General features: G+C 35.3%; 17 protein-coding genes. 11 read left to right on the forward strand and 6 right to left on the reverse strand.

What is annotated here, in order from left to right; all coding sequences use genetic code 11:
• Nucleotides 1–234 precede the first annotated feature (234 nt).
• The 3 genes from ACHRV3_RS00840 to ACHRV3_RS00850 all read left to right on the forward strand — a co-directional run bounded on the left by ACHRV3_RS00840 (nucleotide 235) and on the right by ACHRV3_RS00850 (nucleotide 4,801).
• Nucleotides 235–2,019: an ABC transporter ATP-binding protein gene (locus ACHRV3_RS00840; RefSeq protein ID WP_395434152.1), complete on the forward strand. Its 1,785-nt coding sequence runs from the start codon at nucleotides 235–237 to the stop codon at nucleotides 2,017–2,019.
• A gap of 154 nt (nucleotides 2,020–2,173) precedes the next feature.
• Nucleotides 2,174–3,385, forward strand: coding sequence for an OprO/OprP family phosphate-selective porin (locus ACHRV3_RS00845; RefSeq protein WP_395434153.1), 1,212 nt, complete (start codon nucleotides 2,174–2,176; stop codon nucleotides 3,383–3,385).
• A gap of 96 nt (nucleotides 3,386–3,481) precedes the next feature.
• Nucleotides 3,482–4,801: a hypothetical protein gene (locus ACHRV3_RS00850; protein WP_395434154.1), complete on the forward strand. Its 1,320-nt coding sequence runs from the start codon at nucleotides 3,482–3,484 to the stop codon at nucleotides 4,799–4,801.
• A 90-nt stretch (nucleotides 4,802–4,891) separates the two neighbouring features.
• Here ACHRV3_RS00850 and ACHRV3_RS00855 read toward each other — a convergent pair whose 3' ends face one another.
• Nucleotides 4,892–6,061 carry a proline dehydrogenase family protein gene (locus ACHRV3_RS00855; protein ID WP_047775208.1) on the reverse strand — a complete coding sequence of 390 codons (1,170 nt, stop codon included), beginning with the start codon at nucleotides 6,059–6,061 and terminating at the stop codon, nucleotides 4,892–4,894.
• Between the two features lie 90 nt (nucleotides 6,062–6,151).
• Between ACHRV3_RS00855 and aroB the strand changes: the two genes are divergently transcribed.
• The 5 genes from aroB to recQ all read left to right on the forward strand — a co-directional run bounded on the left by aroB (nucleotide 6,152) and on the right by recQ (nucleotide 12,655).
• Entirely contained in the window at nucleotides 6,152–7,219 is a 1,068-nt protein-coding gene (aroB, locus tag ACHRV3_RS00860; protein WP_395434155.1) for a 3-dehydroquinate synthase, read from the forward strand.
• A gap of 297 nt (nucleotides 7,220–7,516) precedes the next feature.
• Nucleotides 7,517–8,920 (forward strand): arginine decarboxylase, encoded by a 1,404-nt coding sequence (locus ACHRV3_RS00865; protein ID WP_395425434.1) that lies wholly within the window; start codon nucleotides 7,517–7,519, stop codon nucleotides 8,918–8,920.
• Between the two features lie 107 nt (nucleotides 8,921–9,027).
• On the forward strand, nucleotides 9,028–9,996 hold the full coding sequence (locus ACHRV3_RS00870; protein ID WP_035681188.1) for a deoxyhypusine synthase family protein: 969 nt from the start codon (nucleotides 9,028–9,030) through the stop codon (nucleotides 9,994–9,996).
• A 9-nt stretch (nucleotides 9,997–10,005) separates the two neighbouring features.
• Nucleotides 10,006–10,413 (forward strand): hypothetical protein, encoded by a 408-nt coding sequence (locus ACHRV3_RS00875; protein WP_047775214.1) that lies wholly within the window; start codon nucleotides 10,006–10,008, stop codon nucleotides 10,411–10,413.
• Between the two features lie 127 nt (nucleotides 10,414–10,540).
• The gene (gene recQ, locus ACHRV3_RS00880) at nucleotides 10,541–12,655 is read left to right on the forward strand and encodes a DNA helicase RecQ (protein WP_395434156.1); all 2,115 of its coding nucleotides are present in this window, start codon (nucleotides 10,541–10,543) and stop codon (nucleotides 12,653–12,655) included.
• Between the two features lie 686 nt (nucleotides 12,656–13,341).
• On the opposite strand, the gene ettA is transcribed toward recQ, so the two are convergent.
• From ettA to holA, 3 genes are all read right to left on the reverse strand, one after another.
• Entirely contained in the window at nucleotides 13,342–15,036 is a 1,695-nt protein-coding gene (gene ettA, locus ACHRV3_RS00885; protein WP_047775217.1) for an energy-dependent translational throttle protein EttA, read from the reverse strand.
• Between the two features lie 34 nt (nucleotides 15,037–15,070).
• A complete protein-coding gene (locus ACHRV3_RS00890) occupies nucleotides 15,071–15,253 on the reverse strand; it encodes a CAL67264 family membrane protein (RefSeq protein WP_047775219.1) in 183 nt (60 codons plus the stop codon).
• A 73-nt stretch (nucleotides 15,254–15,326) separates the two neighbouring features.
• The gene (gene holA, locus ACHRV3_RS00895) at nucleotides 15,327–16,331 is read right to left on the reverse strand and encodes a DNA polymerase III subunit delta (RefSeq protein ID WP_047775220.1); all 1,005 of its coding nucleotides are present in this window, start codon (nucleotides 16,329–16,331) and stop codon (nucleotides 15,327–15,329) included.
• Between the two features lie 95 nt (nucleotides 16,332–16,426).
• Between holA and ACHRV3_RS00900 the strand changes: the two genes are divergently transcribed.
• From ACHRV3_RS00900 to ACHRV3_RS00910, 3 genes are read left to right on the forward strand one after another with little or no spacing between them, the layout of a single operon-like run.
• Nucleotides 16,427–16,870 (forward strand): type I restriction enzyme HsdR N-terminal domain-containing protein, encoded by a 444-nt coding sequence (locus ACHRV3_RS00900; RefSeq protein WP_395434157.1) that lies wholly within the window; start codon nucleotides 16,427–16,429, stop codon nucleotides 16,868–16,870.
• A gap of 26 nt (nucleotides 16,871–16,896) precedes the next feature.
• Nucleotides 16,897–17,916 carry a glycosyltransferase family 2 protein gene (locus ACHRV3_RS00905; protein WP_395434159.1) on the forward strand — a complete coding sequence of 340 codons (1,020 nt, stop codon included), beginning with the start codon at nucleotides 16,897–16,899 and terminating at the stop codon, nucleotides 17,914–17,916.
• Nucleotides 17,917–17,948: 32 nt separating this feature from the next.
• On the forward strand, nucleotides 17,949–18,782 hold the full coding sequence (locus ACHRV3_RS00910; protein ID WP_047775225.1) for an OmpA family protein: 834 nt from the start codon (nucleotides 17,949–17,951) through the stop codon (nucleotides 18,780–18,782).
• Between the two features lie 482 nt (nucleotides 18,783–19,264).
• Here the strand turns inward: ACHRV3_RS00910 and ACHRV3_RS00915 are convergent, their stop codons facing one another.
• Both ACHRV3_RS00915 and ACHRV3_RS00920 read right to left on the reverse strand, forming a co-directional pair.
• Nucleotides 19,265–19,885, reverse strand: coding sequence for an L-threonylcarbamoyladenylate synthase (locus ACHRV3_RS00915; protein WP_047775227.1), 621 nt, complete (start codon nucleotides 19,883–19,885; stop codon nucleotides 19,265–19,267).
• A gap of 128 nt (nucleotides 19,886–20,013) precedes the next feature.
• Nucleotides 20,014–22,350 carry an ATP-dependent helicase gene (locus ACHRV3_RS00920; protein WP_395434160.1) on the reverse strand — a complete coding sequence of 779 codons (2,337 nt, stop codon included), beginning with the start codon at nucleotides 22,348–22,350 and terminating at the stop codon, nucleotides 20,014–20,016.
• Between the last annotated feature and the right edge of the window lie 164 nt (nucleotides 22,351–22,514).

A 22,514-nucleotide genomic window follows, 5' to 3' on the forward strand; every position in this document is an offset into this window, starting at 1 on the left:
GCGAGTGCAAATATACAGCTAGATTTTGTATTTGCAAGCATATTTACGAAAAAAGTGAAATAATTTTTCGAGATTTTCTTTAGCGAACTCTTTTACAGTAAATTAATGTAATCCCATTTGCTTCATAATTATTCAGGTTCCGTTAAAAAAATCACAAAACGGCTAAGTTTAGCATATAACTTTGGTTTCAGTCGCTATAATCATACCTTTGTATATCTTAATTGTATATTTAAAATGGCCAGATATAAAGAAAATGATTTGCCAAAATCAAAGATTACTGCTACTTCTCTCAATAAAGCAAAACTAATATTCAAATACGCCGGAAAACACCAATGGAAATTCTATGTTGGTTTATTCTTCCTGTTGCTAACAGGAGCTACTGCCCTAGCCTTTCCTAAGTTAATGGGAATGTTAGTAGACTGCGTTAAAAACAAAGACAACACAGAGACCAATAAAATTGCTTTAAGCTTAGTTGCTATACTATTTCTTCAGGCCTTCTTCTCTTTCTTTAGATTGTCTTTATTTATCAATTTTACCGAAAATACGCTGGCAACCTTGCGTTTGTCTTTATATACTAATTTGGTTAAGTTGCCTATGACGTTCTTCTCTCAAAAAAGAGTTGGTGAACTTAACAGTCGTATCAGCGCTGATATTACACAGATTCAAGACACGCTGACCAGTACGATAGCAGAATTTTTACGCCAGTTTATATTAATCATCGGAGGGGTAATTTTATTGGCTACAGAAAGTTTCAAACTTACTTTGTTAATGCTTTCTGTTGTGCCCTTGGTGGCTGTTGCAGCTGTAATCTTCGGAAGATTTATTAGAAAATACTCCAAACAAGTGCAAGATCAGGTGGCCGAAAGCCAGGTTATTGTAGAAGAAACCATGCAAGGAATTAGTATTGTGAAAGCATTTGCTAACGAATGGTATGAAATTGCAAGATACAAAGGCAAAATAAACGAAGTAGTAAAACTGGCAATTAAAGGCGGTAAATACCGTGGTTACTTTGCTTCGTTTATCATTTTTTGTTTGTTTGGTGCGATTGTTGCCGTAGTTTGGTACGGTGTTCGATTGAGTATTGCAGGTGAAATGAGTGTAGGTCAATTGATTTCATTTGTATTGTATTCTACTTTTGTAGGGGCTTCTTTTGGAGGAATAGCCGAATTATATGCACAAATACAGAAAGCAATTGGTGCTACCGAAAGAGTTTTTGAATTATTAGAAGAAACACCGGAAGAAATAAATCTTGAAGCAAACGGTGCGCATGAGAAAATTAAAGGAAATGTAGCGTTTAACAATGTAGCATTTAGCTATCCTTCTCGTAAAGAAATTGAAGTGCTTAAGAATGTAAGCTTTACAGCAGAATTTGGTCAAAAAATAGCAATTGTAGGGCCAAGTGGTGCCGGAAAATCGACTATTTCGTCTCTTTTATTGCGATTTTACGATATTTCGTCTGGGGAAATTACCGTTGATGGAAAGAATATTTATGATTATGATCTTGAAAATCTACGTGGCAACATGAGTATCGTTCCACAAGATGTGATTTTGTTTGGAGGAACGATTAAAGAAAATATCGCTTATGGTAAACCCGACGCTACGGACGAGGAAATTATTCAGGCGGCGAAACAAGCAAACGCATTCAACTTTGTGAATGGTTTTCCGGAGAAATTCGAAACTTTGGTTGGAGAACGTGGTGTGAAATTGTCTGGTGGCCAACGTCAGCGTATTGCCATTGCAAGGGCTTTGCTTAAAAATCCAAGTATCTTGATTCTCGATGAAGCGACTTCTTCTTTGGACAGTGAAAGTGAAAAATTAGTTCAGGAAGCTTTAGAAATTCTAATGGAAGGAAGAACCAGTATTATTATCGCACACCGTCTGTCAACAATCAGAAGTGCCGATAAAATTTTAGTTTTAGACAACGGAAAAATCACCGAAGAAGGAACACATCAGGAACTGATAAATTTGGAGAATGGAATTTATAAAAACCTGAGTAACTTACAATTTACCCATAATTAGTGGTTAAAAAAAGTCTCTTTTTTTTTGTAAGAAAATATAAAATAATAACAAACAAATACTTAAATTTGAAGTCAATGGGTGTAAAAACTCATTGGCTTTTCTTTTTTTTTACCTAAATCGTTTCCAGTTTATGTCGTAATCAAATCCTTTAAATATGAGTCAAAAAGAACTTAATTTGAAAATTTATTTTGGTGTCTTACTTTTATCTTTTTGCTCAATTACATTCTCTCAAGAGCAAAAGGACTCTACTAAACTAATGAATGTGAGTTATGGAAGTAAAGGAATTCAATTAGAGACCAGAGATAATAAATTCTTGTTTCAATTACAAAGCAGATTACAGTTTCGTTTTGCAACTCCATACGATCAGGATCCGTTAACGTATGACGATTTCAATCAAGACAATCAGACCGCCTTTAAAATAAACAGGGCAAGGCTAAAGGTCGGAGGTCATGCTTTTGAGCCGTGGTTGAAGTATTATTGGGAATACGAGCTAAGTCAGTCCAATTTGTTGGATTTTAGAATCATGATTGAAAAATGGGACTGGATGAGTTTTAAAATAGGGCAATGGAAAACGGAGTTTACCCGCGAACGCTTTATTAGCAGCGGTGAACAACAAATGGTAGAACGATCTATATTGAACCGCCCTTTTACCACAGACAGACAGCAAGGAGTCGAAATTTATGGTCATCTAAAAGGAAAAGGCATAGCCGATTTTAACTATTGGGTTGCTGCTCTAACCGGAACCGGAAGAGGAAATACTAAAAATGACGACCAGAACCTAATGTACTTTGGAAGAGCGCAATGGAATTTCTTAGGCAGAACACTTGATTTTGAAGGAGGAGACTTAGAATTTCATGAAAAACCAGCCGCTATCATAGCCTTGGCCGGAGTAACAAACAGAAGCCCATATACTCGTTTTTCCCAAGCCGGTGGTGGCTCTTTGGAAGGATTTGAAGAAGAAAAACCAGGTCAATACAGAGTTAATCAATACAATATAGAATCCGCATTCATGTACCGTGGGTTTTCCTGGCAAAGCGAATGGCATCACAAAAATATTATCGACAGGGTAAACAACAATGAATTAACCCGATTACGAGGGTATTATGCACAAGCTGGTTACTTTTTTCATACCATTTGGCCTTGGGTTCCTAAACATTTAGAAATGGCAGGGAGACATGCTGTTTATCGTCCTGATAAAAATTATAAAGACAACCTGCAAAGAGAATCTACGGTAGCTTTTAATTACTTTTTTAAAGGCCATAAAAACAAGCTCACCGGAGAGGTCTCCTACTTTGATTTCCAGGATTCTAGCCTGCAATATACAGGTGGTTGGCGCTTTAGAGTGCAATGGGATATTTCACTTTAAATAAAGTAATTTCTGTAAAATTGGGAAAATTTTATGACTTGAAATAAGCTCAGATTTTATATGTTTGCCTTTAAACCCGGTAAACAAGCCTCTATTATGAAAAAAATCCGTTACAGAAGCAGTTTAATTTTTTTTGCTGTTTTACTACTTTCACTCTCTAATTTAAACGCCCAAAAAAAACAATCCCCATTTGTAGTTAATTTATCCGAAGACGTATCACAATACATTAAATTCGGAATGAATCTTCAAGTTTGGGGACGCTATTCAGAGCTAAATCCCGGAAGTAAAATTGGAACTGACGAAGTTAACCAAACGTATGATATCGTAATTAGACGTTTGCGTTTGCAGGCGATGGGAATGTTAACGGAGAATATCTTTTTTCACCTTCAATTAGGACAAAATAATATCAATTTTCAACAAAATTCTGGCCCTTCCAATGCGCCGCTTTCTATTATGGATGCTTTAGGAGAATACCATTTTAATGATAAACTTCATATTGGTGGTGGTTTAACCGCCTGGGGAGCCGGAACAACAAGATATTCCGCAAATAGTAGTTCTTCTCACTTGACACTGGATACGCCGATGTATCAGCAGTTTATTAATACCTCCTCTACTTTTGGAAACAGAAACTTAAGTATTTATGCTAAAGGTGATTTGGGAAAATTCAATTACCGAGCTGCAATCACAAATCCATATAAAAACAGCGTAAATAATTTGGGCATCAACTCTACATTGAGTACAGAAACACCAAGAGCACAATATTCAGGAATCCTAACCTATTCCTTTTTCGAAAAAGAATCTTTGGAAGATCCATACCACAAAGGGACTTACTTAGGAACTAAAAAGGCCTTTAATCTGGCACTGGGTTATATGACACAAGCAAAAGCGATGTGGCATTTAACAGCTGACGATAAAATCGCCCACGATGACATGAGTGTTTTAGGTTTTGATGTTTTTTACGACAGTCCAATCAATGATAAAGGAGCTGCTATTACCGCTTATGCTTCTTACAACAATAATAATTACGGTAGAAATTACATTCAATCTGTTTCAACTCCTAACCCGGCTGTTGGAGATAATGGTTTAATCAATGGTTCCGGAGCCGGTTTTATTGGCGTAGGTACAGGAAATATTTATTACGGACAATTCGGGTACTTATTTGCTAAATCCTCTAATGCGGCTAAAAAAGGACGATTCCAGCCCTATGTGGCGGCACAAGTTGCTGCTTTAGAAGCCTTAGACGCTCCAATGACGATGTATGAAATCGGAGCAAATTATTACATAACAGGTACTTTTGGTCCGAAATTCAGTTTAAACTATCAAAACAGAGCGATCTACGATAATACACTAATTGGAAAATACAAACAAAGCGACCGATTAGGAACTGTGGTGCTGCAATGCCAGGTTTCGTTTTAAAAAAAACAAAAAAAACTCCAATGAAAATTGGAGTTTTTTGTTGTTGTAAAATATAAATTGTTAGCTGAGACTGTAAGCTGAGACTGAAAACTATTTCCCTTTCCTACGTCTGCGTTCTGCTTTAATCATAGATAATTCACGACTTGTTTGTCCTGCTACAGAAGTGTTTTCTTCTGCACGACGAATCAAGTACGGCATAACATCTTTTACAGGACCGAATGGCAAATATTTGGCAACATTATAACCGTTTTCGGCTAAGTTGTAACTGATATTATCACTCATTCCGTACAATTGACCAAACCAGATTCTGTTATCGTTTTTGGCAATTCCTTTGTTTTGCATCATTTCCATCAATTTATAAGAGCTCAATTCATTGTGAGTTCCTGCAAAAATGGACATCGTATCTAAATGTTCTAACATATAATGAACAGCTTCATCATAGTTAACGTCTGTTGCTTCTTTAGAAACACAAATTGGAGAAACGTAATTCTTTTCTTCAGCTCTCTTATTTTCTTTTTCCATATAAGCGCCACGAACCAGTTTCATTCCAATAAAAAAGCCTTCTTTTTTGGCAATATCATGCAATTTTTTCAAATAATCCAAACGATCCCAACGGTACATTTGTAAAGTATTGAAAACAATTGCTTTCTCTTTATTGTATTTACGCATCATATCGGTTACCAAGTCGTCTGCAGCATCCTGCATCCAGCTTTCTTCACCGTCAATTAATAAGGCAACGTCTTTTTTGTGTGCTTCACTGCAAACTTTATCAAAACGGGCTACTACTCTATCCCATTCTGCTTGTTCTGCAGGAGACAAGGTTTGTTGCTCTCCTAATTTTTCATAAAGTTCAAAACGACCTAAACCGGTAGGTTTAAAAACCGCAAACGGAATTGCTAAACGTTCTTTAGCAAATTCAATCGTTTTTAAAGTCATTTCTAAAGCAGCATCAAACTGCTCTTCTTCTTCTTTTCCTTCAACTGAATAATCTAAAACAGATGAAACGCCTTTGGTAAACATTTTGTCTACTACAGTAATACAATCGTCTTCGTTGATACCACCACAAAAATGGTCAAAAACAGTTGCACGGATTAATCCTTCTACTGGCAAATGTGCTTTAATAGCAAAATTAGTAACAGCCGTTCCTATCCTCACCAAGGGTTCACTGTCGATCATTTTAAAAAGAAAATAAGCTCTGTCAAGTTCCGTATCGCTTTTTAACGAAAATGCAACCTGAGTGTTATCGAATATTTTTTCCATTTAGGTTATTTTTTGTGCAAATATAGACAGAGTTTCAATATTATTTACTTAAAAATGCCTTATTTTGCGCTTTCAATTAACTAAAGAATTATGCAATCCATTCAAGCCAATAATTATCTGGTACATTTTAATCAAAATGCATACGAAGCTCTAAATGTACATTTAAGAGAAAATAAATATTCAAACCTGTTTATTGTAGTCGATAATCATACAAATGAGTATTGTTTGTCTAAGTTTTTACCTTTACTTGAAACGGATTTAACTATTGAAATAATTGAATTTGAGGCGGGTGAAATCAATAAAAATATTGATACCTGTATCGAAATCTGGAATGTTTTGACGGAACTTGGTGCGGATAGAAAATCACTTATAATTAATCTTGGTGGTGGTGTTGTAACCGATTTAGGCGGATTTGTAGCTTCGACTTTTAAACGTGGAGTTGACTTTATCAATATACCGACTACCTTATTATCTATGGTGGATGCCTCTGTTGGAGGAAAAACCGGAGTTGATTTAGGGAATCTGAAAAACCAAATTGGGGTTATTAACGTACCTCAGATGGTATTAATTGACACGCAATATCTGGAAACTTTATCGCAAAGCGAAATGCGTTCCGGTTTGGCTGAGATGTTAAAACACGGTTTAATCTATGATGCTCCTTATTGGAGACAATTTTTAGACCTGAAATCTATTGACTATGCTGATTTTGATGAATTGATTTATCGTTCTGTAGAAATTAAGAACGAAATTGTAATTCAGGACCCAACAGAAAAGAATATTCGTAAAGCATTGAATTTTGGTCATACATTGGGACATGCTATTGAAAGCTACTTTTTAGAAAGTGAAACTAAAAAAACCTTATTGCATGGGGAAGCAATTGCAGTAGGAATGATACTGGAAAGTTATATTTCATTGCAAAAAGAATTGATTACTGCTACAGAATATGCCGAAATCAAAACCGCTATTCAAAGTATATATGACGACGTGAAGTTTGATGATAAAGACATCGATCCGATCCTTGAATTGCTTATTCACGACAAAAAAAATGAGTACGGTACCATTCAATTTGCCTTGATTGAAGGGATAGGAAAAATAAAAATTAACCAATCCGTTGAAAATAAATTAATTCTAGACGCGTTTGAGGATTATAAATCTTAAACTTTTTTTAAGCAAAAGCTTTGCTTTAGCTGTATTTTATTTTTTACATTTGCCACGATGAAAACAAACAGAAAACAAAGACAATTTAGTTCTTATAGAAACCGCCTCAATAGTTCCTTGCTAAGGATGTTGAATCGTTTTTATAATAGCAAGAGTCCGTTTTGTTTTGATGTTTTTTTATGTTCAAAAGCAGAACACGAAAAACTGCCGATTATATTCGCCAATATTAGAGTTTGAATTTTAGATTTAGCACCGTTTACCTAAATTAAAAATACAATCTTAAATATTGAAAAATAAATGAATACAAAATATTCGGACTTAATAAATCAAACGTATTACTTCCCGCAAGAAGAATTTAAATTAAATAAAGACAACTTACAATTTCACAATATCGATTTGATGAAATTGGTGGAACAATACGGCACTCCATTAAAATTTACTTACCTGCCACAGATTTCGAACAACATCAATAAGGCAAAAGCCTGGTTCAGAAAATCTATGGAAAAAAACAAGTACGAAGCAAAGTATTACTATTGCTATTGTACAAAAAGCTCTCATTTTGAGTACATCATGAATGAAGCTTTCAAAAACAATATCCATATCGAAACATCATCTGCTTTTGATGTGAATATCGTGGAGAATTTGTTGGAAAACGGTAAGATAAACAAAAGTACGTATGTTATTTGTAACGGTTTTAAAAGAGACGAATACATCAGCAACATTGCGAGACTAATCAATAACGGACATAAAAACACTATTCCGATTATTGATAATTATGAAGAACTTGATTTGCTTCAGGCTGAAATAAAAGGAAAATTCAAAATTGGAATCCGTATTGCTGCCGAAGAAGAACCTAAATTTGAGTTTTATACTTCCAGATTAGGTATTGGATACAAAAATATCGTTGCTTTCTACAAGAAACAAATTCAGGAGAATGATAAATTAGAGCTGAAAATGCTTCACTTTTTCATTAACACCGGAATAAATGATACGGCTTATTACTGGAACGAATTGGTGAAATGTATCAAAGTATACATTGCACTAAAAAAAGAATGCCCTGGTCTTGATGGCTTGAATATTGGTGGTGGTTTCCCTATTAAAAATTCATTGGCCTTTGAATATGACTACCAATATATGATTGATGAAATTATCAATCAGATTAAAATTGCCTGTGACGAAGCAGAAGTAGATGTTCCGAACATTTTTACTGAATTTGGTTCCTTTACTGTTGGAGAAAGCGGTGGCGCTATCTATCAGATTTTGTACCAAAAACAACAAAATGACAGAGAAAAATGGAACATGATTGACTCTTCATTCATTACCACTTTGCCAGATACATGGGCTATCAACAAACGTTTTATCATGCTGGCGGTAAACCGCTGGAACGATACTTACGAGCGGGTTCTGTTAGGAGGTTTAACTTGTGATAGCGATGATTATTACAACTCCGAGCAAAACATGAACGCCATTTATTTACCTAAATACAACAAAGAAAAACCATTGTATATTGGTTTCTTTAATACAGGTGCTTATCAGGAAACAATTGGAGGTTACGGAGGTTTACACCACTGCCTTATTCCACAGCCCAAACACATCCTTATAGATCGAGACGAAAACGGAATTTTGGCTACTGAAGTTTTTTCAGAACAACAAACTTCTGATGATGTATTGAAGATATTAGGCTACTCTAAAAAAATATAAAAAAAGCTGCAAATTGATGATTTAATATCTTTAAAATTATTAATTTGCAGTATCATCTAAAAGGTTAAACTTTTAATTCAAAATAAAAAAACAAAAAAAACAAGAAAATGAAAGGACCAATCAGTCAGTTTATTGAAAAACATTATTTGCACTTTAATTCTGCTTCTTTAGTTGATGCTGCAAAGGCATACGAACAACAATTGGCAAATGGAGCTAAGATGATGGTAAGTATGGCTGGCGCTATGAGTACAGCAGAAATTGGTAAAATTTTTGCCGAAATAATCAGACAAGATAAAGTACAGATTATTTCATGTACCGGAGCCAATCTGGAAGAAGATATCATGAACTTAGTAGCTCATTCTCATTACGAAAGAGTTCCTAATTACCGTGATTTAACACCGGAAGACGAATGGGCATTACTGGAAAGAGGATTAAACCGTGTTACCGATACTTGCATTCCTGAACATGAAGCATTTCGTCGTTTGCAAAAACACATTTACAAAATCTGGAAAGATGCTGATGACAAAGGAGAACGTTATTTTCCGCATGAATTCATGTATAAAATGTTATTATCCGGCGTATTAGAAGAATACTACGAAATAGATTTAAAAGATAGCTGGATGTATGCAGCTGCTGAGAAAAATTTACCTATCATTGTTCCGGGTTGGGAAGATAGCACAATGGGTAACATTTTTGCCTCATATGTAATTAAAGGTGAGTTAAAAGCCTCTACCATGAAATCAGGAATCGAATACATGACATTCCTTGCTGATTGGTATCCGAAAAATAGCACTAACGGAATTGGATTTTTCCAAATTGGTGGTGGTATTGCAGGAGATTTCCCTATCTGTGTGGTACCAATGTTGTACCAGGATATGGAAATGCATGATATCCCGTTTTGGAGTTATTTCTGCCAAATTTCAGATTCAACAACCAGTTATGGTTCGTACTCTGGAGCAGTTCCAAACGAGAAAATCACTTGGGGTAAATTAGACATCAAAACCCCTAAATTTATTATTGAGTCGGATGCTACAATCGTTGCTCCGTTAATTTTTGCATATTTATTAGATTTATAGGATAATTTTATGAAAAGAGTTATAGTAGACTACGCTAAACTTACCAACGAAATTTTAAACCTTTTGGTAGAGAAATTTCCTGATGGTTATGATGATTCGGATGTTATCCGTTTTAGAAATGCTAAAAACGAATTGATCGAAGCGGTTGAAGTTCGTACTGAAGACACTATTTATTTAGTGAAAATTAGTACCAAACTTGCAGACAGAATCGAAAACTACGACGAAGATGATGATATCGACGTTGATGTAGATACTATCGAGCCGGTAAAAGGTCTTGATCTTGATGATGATATTGATGAGGACGAAGATGAAGATACACAAGACAAACCAGACTCTGACGGTGGAGATGACGATGATGACGACGAAGATAAAGAAGACATCGCTGATGACGACGACGATGAAGACGATGAAGATTAATTTATCTCTTTCTTAATAAACTAAAGGAACTCTATTCGGGTTCCTTTTTTTATTATTTCCTTATAAAACTTATTATTATTTATAAGAAAAATACTATATTTACATAATTCTAAAGTACTAGCGCCAGATGAATTCACAGATACTACATGCCAAACTAAAAGAAAATTTTGGATTTGAAAAGTTCAGACCCAATCAGGAAACGATTATAAACACGATACTTTCCGGTCAGGATACACTGGCTATTATGCCAACCGGAGGAGGAAAATCAATCTGTTTTCAGTTACCGGCGCTAGTGCTTCCCGGAATTACCATTGTTGTTTCCCCACTGATTGCGTTGATGAAAGATCAGGTAGACAGTCTGAAAACGAATGGTATTTCGGCCTGTTATATTAATAGTAGTCAATCTTCTGAAGAACAGCGATTTTACATCGATCACCTAAAGTCAAATACGATTAAACTGGTGTATATAGCCCCAGAAAGTTTGTCTTATTTGGATGCGGTTTTTAATGAGTTAACAATCAGCTTAATCGCTATAGATGAGGCACATTGTATTTCGTCATGGGGTCATGATTTTCGTCCGGCCTATACCAATTTAGGGTATTTGAAAAGCCGCTTCCCTTCTACTCCAATTCTGGCATTGACCGCTACAGCTGATAAAGCAACGCGTACGGATATTACAAAACAGTTAAATTTAAGAAACCCAAAAACTTTTGTAGCTTCTTTTGACAGGAAAAATCTAAGTCTTGAAGTGCGTCCTGCTTTGGATCGTATCAAACAAATTACAGATTTTATTGAAAAGCGACCAAACGAATCGGGAATCGTATACTGTCTAAGTCGTAAAACCACAGAAGAATTAGCCGATAAACTTCGAAAGAAAGGAATTTTAGCAAAAGCGTATCATGCGGGTTTAGAGAATAAGCTACGGGCAAAAACACAAGATGAATTTATAAACGATGATTGTCAGGTGGTTTGTGCGACAATTGCATTCGGAATGGGGATTGATAAATCCAATGTGCGTTGGGTGGTGCATTACAATCTTCCCAAAAATATTGAAGGCTATTATCAGGAAATTGGACGTGCCGGTCGTGATGGATTGCCGTCTGAAACTGTTTTATTTGAAAGTTATGCCGATGTGATTCAGCTCCAGAAGTTCGCGTCAGAAGGTCTAAACGCCGATGTGCAATTGGCAAAACTGGAACGAATGAAGCAATATGCCGATGCTTTAAGCTGTAGGCGCAAAATTCTGCTCTCGTATTTTGGTGAGTTGGTTACGGAGAATTGTGGTAATTGTGATATTTGTAAAAATCCTCCCGTTTTCTTTGACGGAACAATTTTAGCACAGAAAGCATTGTCAGCGATTATCCGTTTGCAGGAATCTGAACCCTTGGCTGTAATTGTTGATTTTTTAAGAGGCTCAAAAAACGCGTATATCTACGAAAAAAATTATCAAACGCTAAAAACGTACGGAATTGGCGCTGATATTTCCTGGTACGATTGGAATCAGTATTTAATACAACTAATCAATTTAGGATATTGCGAAATTGCCTTTCATCAACACAATAAAATTTTACTAACACCCTTTGCAAAGAAAGTGTTGTTTGAAGGCGAAAAAGTTAAACTGACAACCGTTGTCAAAAAAGTGATCGACAAAAACGCTATAAAAGAAGAAAAAGCAACAGTTGCCAAAAATTCTCTTTTTGAAACGCTTCGAAAATTGCGTTACGAAATTGCGCAGGAAGAAGAAGTTCCGGCTTATGTAATTTTTAGTGATGCCGCCTTACGTCAAATGGAAACCGTTCGCCCAATGAGTGATGAAGAATTTTTGACTATTGATGGTGTTGGAAAAGTCAAACTTGAAAAATATGGATCAGAGTTCATAGACGCGATTATTGATTTTTATAAAAAGAAAAAGACCAACACAAAAACCAAAAAAGAAAGCAATACCTATAAAGCAACTTTAGAATTATTCCAAAGCGGTAGCTCTGTTGAAGAAATCGCCTTCAAAAGAAAACTCGGACTTTCGACAATAGTCTCACATTTGGCCAAATTATATGTGGAGGGCTATGATATTGACTTAAGCAAGTTTGTTACTTCTAAAGAAATTGCTCTATTAGAAAGAGCGCAAATAAAATTAGAAAATCCTACTGCTCTAAAACCTTATTTTGATCATTTTGAAGGAAGTATTTCGTATGATAAAATCAGATTGGGTCTTGCGGTTATTGAGAGGTATAATAAAAAGTAGGGCGCGTGCGCTTCGACTTCGCTCAGCGTGACAGAAAGAAAATTAGGTTTGTTTTTTGTTTATAGATTAGGGTTCGGTGTTATTGGTTAAGAAATAAAATGATCACAACAGATAGAATATTTTAAACGATTTGTCACTCTGAGCGAAGTCGAAGGCTATTTAAGTAATAAAGGGCTTCGACTTCGCTCAGCCTGACAGTAAGGGAATTAGTTTTGTTTTTTGTTTATGCTTATGGTTCGGTGTTATTGGTTAAAAAATAAAATGATCACAACAGATAGAAAATTTAAAACGATTTGTCGCCCTGAGCGAAGTCGAAGGCTATTTAAGTAATAAAGGGCTTCGACTTCGTTCAGCCTGACAGTAAGGGAATTAGTTTTGTTTTTTGTTTATGCTTATGGTTCGGTGTTATTGGGGTAAAAATAAAATGATCACAACAGATAGAAAATTTAAAACGATTTGTCACCCTGAGCGAAGTCGAAGGCTATTTAAGTAAAAAGGGGCTTCGACTTCGCTCAGCCTGACAGTGGGGTTTGCTGTTGATAGGTTAGCAATAAAATTACCGTATAGCGCACCACTTTATCTACAACTAAATTTTCAGAGTTTCACCAAAAAAAAATCCCAAACCCCAACCTACAAAGATTGGAATTTGGAATTTATAAAATTGGAATTTAAATTCCCCCAGGAATTTAGTTTCTGATTAATTTTTTGTATTTCAAACGTTTTGGAGTTAAATCACCACCTAAACGTTTCTTTTTGTTTTCTTCGTATTCAGAGAAACCACCTTCGAAATAGTACACTTCAGATTCTCCTTCAAAGGCAAGAATGTGAGTACAAATTCTGTCCAGGAACCATCTGTCGTGTGAAATTACTACAGCACAACCAGCGAAGTTTTCAAGACCCTCCTCAAGTGCACGAAGTGTATTTACATCCAAATCATTCGTAGGTTCGTCTAATAAAAGCACGTTTCCTTCTTCTTTTAGTGTCATTGCCAAGTGCAAACGGTTACGCTCACCACCCGAAAGCATAGCAACTTTTTTGTTCTGATCGCTTCCTCCAAAGTTAAAACGGCTTAGGTAAGCACGAGAGTTTACCTGACGTCCGCCCATCATGATTAATTCCTGACCATCGCAGAAATTTTCCCAGATTGTTTTGTTTGGGTCAATGTTAGAGTGTGATTGATCTACGTAAGCGATTTTTACGGTTTCTCCAACAGAAAATTCTCCGCTGTCGGTTTCCTGCTCTCCCATAATCATTCTGAAAATAGTAGATTTACCGGCACCGTTTGGTCCGATAATTCCAACGATTCCGGCTTGTGGTAAAGTGAAATTCAAATTATCATACAATAATTTATCTCCAAATGCTTTCGCAACATTTTTAGCTTCAATTACATTTGTTCCTAAACGAGGTCCGTTTGGAATATAGATTTCCAGATTTTCATCCAGTTGTTTTTGATCTTCGTTTAATAATTTGTCGTAATTCTGTAAACGTGCTTTTTGTTTTGTCTGACGCCCTTTTGCTCCTTGACGAACCCAGTCCAACTCACGCTCTAAGTTTTTACGACGTTTAGAAGCTACTTTTTCTTCTAATGCCATTCTGCTTGATTTTTGATCCAACCAAGAAGAATAATTTCCTTTCCATGGAATACCTTCTCCTCTGTCTAATTCAAGAATCCAACCCGCTACATTATCCAGGAAGTATCTATCGTGCGTTACCGCGATAACAGTTCCGGCATATTGCGCTAAGTGTTGCTCTAACCAAAGTACACTTTCCGCATCTAAGTGGTTGGTAGGCTCATCCAATAACAATACATCAGGTTGTTGCAATAACAAACGACATAAAGCTACACGACGACGCTCTCCTCCAGAAAGGTTTTTGATTGGCGTATCTCCGTCCGGAGTACGTAAAGCATCCATTGCGATTTCTAATTTGGTATCAATTTCCCAAGCTCCAAGCGCATCAATTTTATCTTGTAAAGCTGCTTGACGGTCCATTAATTTGTCCATTTTATCCGCATCTTCGTAATTTTCAGGAAGACCAAATAAATCATTAATGTTGTTGTATTCTTCTAAAACTGCCATGGTTTCGGCAACTCCTTCACGAACAATATCAATAACTGTTTTCGTTTCATCTAATTGTGGTTCTTGCTCTAAATAACCAACAGTATAACCCGGAGCAAAAACTACATCACCCTGATAATTTTTATCAACTCCGGCGATAATCTTCAAAAGAGAAGATTTTCCGGAACCATTTAAACCTAAAATACCAATTTTAGCTCCGTAAAAAAAGCTTAAATAAATATTCTTTAGTACTTGTTTGTCACTGCTTGAGTAGGTTTTACTCAATTTTGACATGGAGAAAATTACTTTCTTATCGTCTGACATTATGATCTATTTTTTAAATTTCTATATTTTTATTTTAAACTCTACCTTTTAAAGCATTAAAAACCCATGCATTAGCAAAGAAACCAACACCTACAGCTCCAAATCCCCAACCCGAAACATCACTATATCTAAAAGCTCCAAGACCTATTAATAACAATCCCATAAGTATCATTATAAAAGTAGCCCATCCTAAAACAGTATTTTTATTCATTCCCATAATTGTGAATTATTTTTTAATCTAGATTATTTTTTATTTTTTTGGAAATGCAAATATCGTGAATTTTCATGGCTTAATTAAATATTTTGTAAAGCATTTCTTTTAACAAATCTGATTGTGGCAATGCATTCGCCCCAACTCCTTTACTTTTTACATCAATATCGCGTAATGCGCCTATAATTTGACTTACTTTTCGCATCGGGTAATTCTTTATTGCCAGGTCGTATTCCTTTAAAAAATAAGGATTTACTCCGATGGCTGTAGCTACATTTTTAGGATTCTTGTCTTTGAGTCCGTGGTATTTCAGCAGTTGTATAAAAAATCCAAATACCAGTCCGGTTGTCATTACCAGCGGGTATTCTTTTGGATTGTGAGCAAAGTTTTCTGCAATCTTGTAGGCTTTAATCTGATTGCGTTCTCCGATTGCCTTTCTTAATTCAAAAACATTGTAGTCTTTACTAAAACCGATATTTTCTTCAATATGTTGTGGTGTAATTACAGTTCCTTGCGGTAAAATAATCTGTAATTTCTCAAGTTCATTATTGATTTTACTTAAATCGGTACCTAAAAATTCAACCAGCATGGCATTTGCTTTCGGATCAATTGTATATTTTTTTCCCGCTAATACCCTTTTGATCCAGTCACCAACCTGATTTTCGTATAATTTTTTACTTTCAAATACAACTCCTTTTTGAGCTAATAGTTTGGTTACTTTTTTACGTTTATCAAGTGTTTTGTATTTGTAGCAAAAGACTAAAACGGTCGTTTCCATTGGATTAGCGACATAAGATTCTATTTTGTCAATATTTCTGGATAAGTCCTGCGCTTCTTTTACTATAACAACCTGACGATCAGCCATCATCGGATAGCGCTTAGCCGTTGAAACAATATCTTCGACAGAAACATCTCTTCCGTATAAAACAGTCTGGTTGAATCCTTTCTCCTCTTCTGCAAGTAGATTTTTCTCCATGTACTCCGCTAACTTATCAATATAATAAGGCTCTTCACCCATTAAAAAATAAATTGGCTTAATATTTCCGGCTTTTATATCATTTACAATTTTTACAACTTCATCCATTCATTTTGATGTTTCAAGTTGCAGGTTTCAAGTTTACGCTCCAATAACTTGAAACTTTAAACTTGAAACCTGCAACAATTTTATATTTTTGCTTTATGCTAAAATTAAATTTCCCTACTTATACTTTCCGATTCAAAAATAGCGAAAATAAAGTGTCTATTTTTGATGAAATCAGGAAAAAATTCATCATTCTTACCCCGGAAGAATGGGTGCGTCAGCATGTCGTCCATTTTTTAATGAAGGAGAAAAAATACCCCAAATCACTTATAAATGTAGAAAAAGCCCTGACAGTCAACGGATTGCGAAAGCGTTACGATGTTGTGGTCTTTAATTCTGATGGTTCTATACATATATTGGTAGAGTGCAAAGCTCCTGAAGTAAAAATATCGCAGGCAACTTTTGACCAGATTGCCCGTTATAATATGACAATGCAGGCACGGTTTTTGAATGTTACGAACGGTCTGAATCATTATTATTGTCAAATGGACTTTGAAAACGAGAAATATGCGTTTTTACCATCGCTTCCGGACTATAAATAAATTTAATAAATTATAAAAAAATACTTTTGGATAAAATAGCAGTCGTAATTTTAAATTGGAATGGAGTAAAATTGTTAGAGCAGTTTTTGCCTTCTGTCATCCAATTTTCGGCAGAAGCCACTATTTATGTTGCAGATAATGCTTCAACGGACAGTTCTATAAATTTCGTCAAAGAAAACTTCCCAACCATAAAGATTGTCAAAAATGATGGTAATCATGGTTTTGCGAAAGGATACAACGATGCTTTACAACATATTGATGCCGAACTATACGCTTTAGTCAATTCAGATATCGAGGTAACAGAAAATTGGTTGAAACCTATTATAGAAATGTTTGACGATGAAAAGCAAACGGCTATTATTCAACCTAAAATTCTGGACTTTAAAAATAAAGAATATTTCGAATACGCCGGTGCAGCGGGTGGTTTTTTGGACAAATATGGCTATCCTTACTGTCGTGGACGTATTTTTGAAACGATTGAGAAAGACAATGGGCAATACGATGATAATTGCGAATTATTCTGGGCTTCCGGCGCTTGTTTTTTTATTAGAAGTAAGGTTTATCACGAATTAGAAGGCTTTGATGCTGCTTTTTTTGCGCATCAGGAGGAAATCGATTTGTGCTGGCGTGCTTTAAATGAAGGGTATATTATTAAATACAATTCACAATCGATAGTGTATCATGTGGGAGGCGCGACATTACAACAAGGGAATCCAAGAAAAACGTATCTGAATTTCAGGAATTCGTTGCTAATGATGGTGAAAAACCTTCCGAAAAAAGGGTTGCTCTCCACTCTTTTCATCCGAATGGTTTTAGACGGAATTGCGGGAGTACGTTTTCTTTTTCAAGGAAAATTTCAACATACTATTGCGATTTTGAAAGCACATTTCTCATTTTATGGCCTGTTTTTTGCGTATAAAAGAAAAAGAAAAGATTTTCAGATCCAACAATACTATAGTGTCAAAAGTATCGTTTACTTGTATTACGTGGAAAAATTGACATTATTTAAAGAAATCTTTAACAGAATTCAATATATTAAAAACTAAATTTGTAATCAACGTCTAATTAAATTAAAATTATGAGAAAAATAGTAATTGCACTATCCGTATTAATGGCTTTAACATCGTGTGTTTCGAAGAAACAATACGCGGCATTAGAAGCTAAAAACAAAGAGACTCAAGACTTATTAAATTCTTGTACTGTAAAACTTAATTCATGTTTGGAAGAGAAAGCGGGCTTAGCAGCTACTGCTGAAAGTTATAAATCACACAATCAGGACTTAATAAACAGTTCGAAAGATTTGACTGTATTAACTACAAAAGGAGCTGAAAATCTGGAGAAATCTTTAGAAAGTTTAAAAGAGAAAGATTTAAAAATATCAAGACTTCAAGATGCTTTAACTAAAAAAGACAGTGTGACGTTGGCTTTAGTAACAAGCTTAAAAGGAGCAGTTGGAATCAACGATCCGGACATCGAAATCAACGTTGAAAAAGGAGTTGTATTTATTTCTATTGCAGATAAATTATTATTTAAAAGTGGTAGTTATGACGTAAGTGATAAAGCAAAAACAGTTTTAGCTAAAGTGGCTAAAGTTGTAAATGACAAACCGGACTTTGAATGTATGGTTGAAGGTCATACAGATGACGTTCCTTACAAAAGCAACGGAATTATCTTAGACAACTGGGATTTAAGTGTGAAACGTTCTACTGCTATTGTACGTGTATTAACAAATGATCTTGGTGTAAATCCAGCGAAATTAATTGCTGCAGGTAGAAGTTCATATGTGCCTTTAGTTGCAAATGACACTCCTGAAAATAAAGCTCGTAACAGAAGAACTCGTATTGTGGTTATGCCAAAAATCGATCAATTCTACGATATGATTGAAAAAGAAATGAAAAAACAATCGAAATAATTCTTTATTTCCATATCATTTTTAAACAGAAAAAGCAGGTCGAACGACCTGCTTTTATGTATTCTTAACTTTGTTTAATAACCAATTAAATATAAATCAAGAATAGCATTATTTTTAATTAACTAACTAAATTTTAACTGATATTAAAGTTAGTTATTATTTTTAAATTACGATACGTTTTAAGTTTTTTTTTACAAAAGCACTATTAAGGTTTCAATTTATAGCTGCAAATTAGATTTTTATTGCTGTATTGTATCGTTTAACAGCAGTTTATCTCCCACTTTCTTTTCTTTCCATTTACTCAGAAAAACAATGTTTTCAATATTTGAGTTGCTCTCCTACTTGTAAATGTATAAACGGTCCGTCTGAAAGCGTATTCCGGATTACTCAGTTTTTTAAATAAAAGAAAAATGGTTTAATTAATTCACAAGTAAATTAATCAAACCATTCTTTATTATCTTAAAATTGTATTCTTTTATTTTTTACAGAATATCAATATCTCCTTTTCCTTCTCTGATAATTACAGGCTCATGTTCAGATAAATCTATAATTGTTGAACCAACGTTATCTCCATAACCTCCGTCAATAACAAGATCTACCAGGTTTTGCCATTTTTCAAAAATGAGTTCCGGATCTGTTGTGTATTCAATTACATCATCCTCATCGCGTATCGAAGTAGAAACAATTGGGTTTCCTAACTGTCTTACTATTTCTAAAACAATATTATTATCCGGCACACGAATACCGACAGTGGTTTTCTTCTTAAATTCTTTTGGCAAATTGTTATTTCCCGGCAAAATAAAAGTATAAGGCCCAGGCAACGCTCGTTTCAGGATTTTAAATGTTGACGTATCAATTTGTCTCACATAATCGGATAAATTGCTTAAATCATGACAAATGAAGGAGAAGTTTGCTTTCTCCAGCTTTACGCCTTTTATTTTTGCTATTTTTTCCAACGCACGGGAATTGGTAATATCACAACCCAATCCGTACACTGTATCGGTCGGATAAATCACCAGACCACCATTCTGAAGTACTTTTACCACTTTGGCTATCGCAGCTTCACTTGGTTTATCGGGGTATATTTTTATAAATTCTGCCATGAGTTTTTTTTGTTTAAAGTTTCTGGTTTTACGTTTAAAGTTTCACGTTTTACGTTTCATGTTTTACGTTTAAGGACTTGTGATGAGAACTTGAAACTTTAAACCTGAAACTTAAAACAAATTACTCGTTATCCTACCACATCTAATTTAGCAAATCGAAGTAATAATTTCTTGAGTCCGCCTACTTCAAATTTAATTTCGGCTTTTTTGTCGGGGCCAACTCCTTCCAAATTGACTACCTCTCCTCTACCAAAACGTTCGTGCATTACGACATTTCCGATTGTCAATTTATTATCGAATAAATTCGGAGCGCTACTGTTTGGATTTGTTCCCACAACAGGTTTCAACTTGCGGACATTTGAATCCGGTCTTGGCTCATTATTGGTGTGCTGTTTTGGAGGAGTACTTCCAATCGGTTTTGCTAGTCGCAATTTTGATTTGTCAATATCTCCAAAAATATCACCGTCAATCGGGGATTTGTATCTGTAATTCGTTTCTGCCGGAGTTAAATATTCCAGGTATTGCCCATCAATTTCTTCAATAAATCGGGAAGGTTCACTATCGGTTAATTTTCCCCAACGGTAACGTGATTGTGCATACGTTAAGTACGCCTGATGCTCGGCACGTGTCAGGGCAACGTAAAATAAACGTCGCTCTTCTTCCAGTTCGCTTCTGGTACTCATACTCATGGCGCTCGGAAACAAATCTTCTTCCATTCCGACTGCAAAAACATGAGGAAATTCCAATCCTTTTGCTAAGTGAATGGTCATTAAAGCGACACGATCTTCATCGGTTGTATCGTTGTCTAAGTCGGTAGCAAGGGCAACATCCTGCATAAATTCAGACAAAGCACCTCTTGCGCCGTCAATTTCTCTTTGGCCTTCGGTGAAGTCTTTTATACCGTTTAAAAGCTCCTCGATATTTTGAACTTTAGCCATTCCTTCCGGAGTAGCATCTTTTTTAAGCTCTTGTACTAAACCTGTTTTTTTGGCTACGTGGTCTGTAATATAAAAAGCATCCTGATTCTGATCAATAACCTGAAAACTCTGAATCATGGTCACGAAATCTTTCAACTTGTTTTTTGTTCCTGTATTCAGTTTCAAATCAATTTTATCGATGTTTACCATTATTTCCCAAATCGATCTTTTATAATGATTGGCAGCAATAGTTAATTTTTCGACTGTTGTATCTCCAATTCCACGAGCCGGATAATTGATCACACGTATCAATGCTTCTTCGTCTTTTGGATTAATAACCAAACGCAAATAACACAAAACGTCTTTGATTTCTTTACGTTGGTAGAAAGACAAACCACCATAAATTCGATACGGAATATCGCGTTTTCTCAAAGCATCCTCCATCGCACGCGACTGCGCATTGGTACGATACAAAATAGCGAAGGAACCATTATGCAACTGATTTTGCATTTTTTGTTCGAAAATTGTACTGGCCACAAAACGACCTTCCTCGGCATCGGTTAAACTTCGGTGTACTTTGATCTTTGGTCCGAAATCATTTGCGGTCCAAACGATTTTATCCAGTTTCGTTTTATTCTTATCGATAATGGTATTGGCCGCTTCTACAATATTTCGGGTAGAACGGTAGTTTTGTTCCAATCGGAACATTTTTACCCCTTCATAATCCTTCTGAAAATTCAGAATGTTATTGATATTCGCTCCACGGAAAGCATAAATACTTTGCGCATCATCACCTACCACACAAATATTTTGAAATTTATCTGATAATGCTCTTACAATCAAATATTGAGAGTGATTGGTATCCTGGTACTCATCAACCAAAATATATCTAAAACGGTTTTGGTATTTTGATAAAACCTCGGGAAAACGGGTTAACAATTCGTTGGTTTTCAACAACAAATCATCAAAGTCCATTGCTCCGGCTTTGAAACATCTTTCAACATATTGCTGATAAATTTCTCCTAACCTAGGTCTTTTAGCCATAGCATCGGCTTCTTGCAACTCAGGATCGTTGAAGTAGGCTTTAACCGTAATTAAACTGTTTTTATAATTTGAAATTCGGCCTAGAATCTGTTTTGGTTTATAGACATCGCGATCCAATTGCATTTCTTTAATAATCGAAGAAATCAACCTTGCGGAATCCTGCGAGTCATAAATCGTAAAATTTGACGGGTATCCCAAATGGTCTGATTCGGCACGAAGGATACGGGCAAAAATAGAGTGAAATGTCCCCATCCAAAGGTTCTTTGCCTCAGCAGATCCTACGATATCAGAGATCCTGTGTTTCATTTCACGAGCTGCTTTGTTCGTAAAAGTCAACGACAATATATTAAAAGCATCAACACCCTGATGCATCAGATAAGCAATTCTAATGGTAAGAACACGGGTTTTTCCTGAACCTGCACCAGCAATAATAATCATTGGCCCGTCTTTTTGTAAAACGGGTTCTCTTTGCGCTTCGTTTAGCTGGTCAATATAATTTTGCATGAAATTTTTCTATTTAGGCAAAAATAAGAATTCTAGTTTTAATAAGCTAGTAAGTTTCTGAGGTTCTAAACAATAAAACGTGCTTATTTTATATTCTCTTTTGAAGTAAAAGACGCTCTAAACAGAAGATCTTGACTTTTTCTAAAAAGGTTGTGAGAAATGTT

It is taken from the genome of Flavobacterium sp. FlaQc-49 (genome assembly GCF_044005985.1).
Classification (GTDB): Bacteria; Bacteroidota; Bacteroidia; order Flavobacteriales; family Flavobacteriaceae; genus Flavobacterium; species Flavobacterium cupriresistens.